The 2925-nt window shown below is 72.8% G+C and carries 3 protein-coding genes; all 3 read left to right on the forward strand.

Going from position 1 to position 2925, the window contains the following annotated elements; translation table 11 throughout:
* The first annotated feature begins 80 nt into the window (after positions 1–80).
* The 3 genes from RWM17_RS13590 to RWM17_RS13600 are packed head-to-tail and all read left to right on the forward strand — an operon-like array spanning position 81 to position 2752.
* Positions 81–926 carry an exodeoxyribonuclease III gene (locus tag RWM17_RS13590; protein ID WP_314104530.1) on the forward strand — a complete coding sequence of 282 codons (846 nt, stop codon included), beginning with the start codon at positions 81–83 and terminating at the stop codon, positions 924–926.
* Positions 927–980: 54 nt separating this feature from the next.
* Entirely contained in the window at positions 981–2039 is a 1059-nt protein-coding gene (gene trpS, locus RWM17_RS13595; RefSeq protein ID WP_314104533.1) for a tryptophan--tRNA ligase, read from the forward strand.
* Positions 2040–2041: 2 nt separating this feature from the next.
* Positions 2042–2752: a GNAT family N-acetyltransferase gene (locus RWM17_RS13600; protein ID WP_314104535.1), complete on the forward strand. Its 711-nt coding sequence runs from the start codon at positions 2042–2044 to the stop codon at positions 2750–2752.
* Positions 2753–2925 lie beyond the last annotated feature (173 nt).

Consider the following 2925-nt stretch of genomic DNA (forward strand, 5'->3'; position numbering starts at 1 on the left):
GGCCGGCCGCGACCCCGGGGGCGACGACGGCGAGGCCGGGGGCGGCTCGGGCGTCGCCGGCCGCCGCTAGTCTCTCTGGCATGGGTTCTCGTCTTCGTCTCGCCTCGGTCAACGTCAACGGCATCCGTGCCGCGTACCGCAAGGGCATGGGCGAGTGGCTCGCCGACCGTGACGTCGACGTCCTCACCCTGCAAGAGGTGCGGGCCACCACAGAAGACCTCGAGGGCCTGCTCGGGCCCGAGTGGAACGTGCTGCACCACCCGGCCACGGCCAAGGGGCGCGCCGGCGTCGCCATCGCCTCCCGCGGCGCCGCCCAGATCCACCGCGTCGAGCTCGGCGCCGACGACTTCGACAGCGCCGGTCGCTGGATCGAGGCCGACTACGACGTCGACGGCACGATCGTCACGGTCGTCAGCACCTACGTGCACTCGGGCGAGGTCGGCACCGAGAAGCAGGACGAGAAGTGGAAGTTCCTCGACGCGATGAGCGAGCGGCTGCCCCAGCTCGCCGCGCACTCGGAGCTCGCCGTCGTCACGGGCGACCTCAACGTCGGGCACCGCGAGCTCGACATCAAGAACTGGAAGGGCAACGTGAAGCGCGCCGGCTTTCTGCCCCGGGAGCGCGCCTACTTCGACCGCTTCTTCGGCCCGGAGGGCGAGCCCGTCGAGACCGCCGACGGCGAGGGCGGCACCGGCCTCGGCTGGGTCGACGTCGGTCGACGCCTGGCCGGCGAGGTCGAGGGGCCGTACTCGTGGTGGTCGTGGCGCGGCCAGGCCTTCGACAACGACACCGGCTGGCGCATCGACTACCACGTGGCGACTCCCGCCCTCGCCGAGCGCGCCTCCGGCCTCGTCGTCGACCGCGCCGCCTCCTACGACAAGCGCTGGTCCGACCACGCCCCCGTCGTCGTCGACTACGACATCTGACCCGCACCGCCGACACCGAGCCTCGCTCCCCCGAGCTCTCTCCCCGAGGACACCATGACCAGCACCGCCCCCCGCACCGACGGCCGCACGACGCCCGGCACCGACGACGCTGCCCGGCCCCGTCTCTTCTCCGGCATGCAGCCGACCTCCGACTCCCTGCACGTGGGCAACTACGTCGGCGCCCTGCTGCAGTGGCGCGAGCTGCAGTCCAGCCACGACGCCCTGTTCTGCGTCGTGGACATGCACGCCATCACCGTGCCGCAAGATCCGGCGACGCTCCGCGAGCAGACCCGCCGCACCGCCGCCCAGTACATCGCCGCGGGCATCGACCCCGAGCGGTCGACCCTCTTCATCCAGTCGCACGTGCCCGCGCACGCACAGCTGGCCTGGGTGCTCAACACGCTGACGGGCTTCGGCGAGGCGAGCCGGATGACCCAGTTCAAGGACAAGTCGGCCAAGCAGGGCGCGGACGCCGCGACCCTCGGGCTCTTCGCGTACCCGACCCTCATGGCGGCCGACATCCTGCTCTACCAGGCCGAGTCGGTGCCGGTCGGCGACGACCAGCGCCAGCACGTCGAGCTCACCCGCGACCTGGCGGGGCGCTTCAACTCCCGGTACGGCCAGACCTTCGTCGTGCCCGAGGCGGCCATCCTCAAGGAGACCGCGCGCATCTACGACCTGCAGACGCCCGAGTCGAAGATGAGCAAGTCGGCCGCGACCGACTCCGGCATCGTGTGGATGCTCGACGAGCCGTCGCGCACCGCGAAGAAGATCAAGTCGGCGGTCACCGACACCGAGCGCGAGATCCGCTTCGACCGCGGGGCCAAGGCCGGGGTGTCGAACCTGCTGACCATCCTGTCCGCCTTCACGGGAACGCCCGTGGCCGCGCTCGAGGAGCAGTACACGGGACGCGGCTACGGCGATCTCAAGAAGGACGTGGCCGAGGTCGTCGTCGAGACCTTCACCCCGATCCGCGCCCGGACGCTCGAGCTGCTCGACGACCCGGCCGAGCTCGATCGCGTGCTCGCGGGCAACGCCGAGCGCGCCGACGCCATCGCCCAGTCGACGCTCGACACCGTGTACGACCGCATCGGGTTCGTCCGCAGGGCCTGACCGTGCAGCCGTTCGTGCTCGAGTCGCCGGCCGTCCGTCTCGAGGTGCCGGGCCTGGCCGACGTCGAGGCGATCGTCGAGGCCTGCCAGGACCCGGTGCTGCAGCGCTTCACGACGGTGCCGACGCCCTACTCCCGGGCGGACGCCCTGTTCTTCCTCGAGCGGATCGTCGACCACGGCTGGGCCACCGGCCGCGAGGCGACGTGGGGCCTGCGCGGCCCGGGCTCGTCGCTGTTGCTCGGCGTCGTCAGCGTTCGGCTGGGCACCCGTGACATCGGGTTCTGGACGACGCCGGAGGCCCGCGGTCGAGGCCTGATGACCGCGGCGGTCCGCCTCGTCGCCGACTGGGCCCTGGGCGAGGCCGGCTTCGACCAGCTGCACTGGGAGGGCTACGTCGGGAACGACGCCTCCGCCGCCGTCGCGCGCCGCTGCGGCTTCACCTACACGGGTGTCGGGCCGGGCACGCAGCCCGATCGAGACGGAGGACGCCCCCTCTGCTGGAAGGCACGGCTGCGCCCCGGCGACGACCGCCTCCCGAAGCAGGGCTGGCCCGACCTCTCCGGCGGGGCCGCCCAGGGCCACACCGTCAGTGGGCCCGACGCCGAGGCCGATCGACACGACCGCGACCGCACCCGGGAATGGCCGCGTGTCGACGACGTTGACCACAGGGGCCCGCAGACGCCGGGCACGCCCCGTCTCCCGGAGGACTCGTGACCGACCCGAACACCGCACCCGCGCCGTCGGACGGGCTGGACGACCTCGTCGTCCGGGCCGCCATGCGGCGGGCGCTCGAGCTGGCGGCTCGCGGCCCTGCCCGGGGCGCCAACCCCCAGGTGGGCTGCGTGCTCCTCCGGCCGGACGGCAGCACCGCGGCGGAGGGCTGGCAC

Origin of the sequence: uncultured Frigoribacterium sp., from assembly GCF_963515265.1 — a bacterium.
Classification (GTDB): domain Bacteria; phylum Actinomycetota; class Actinomycetes; order Actinomycetales; family Microbacteriaceae; genus Frigoribacterium.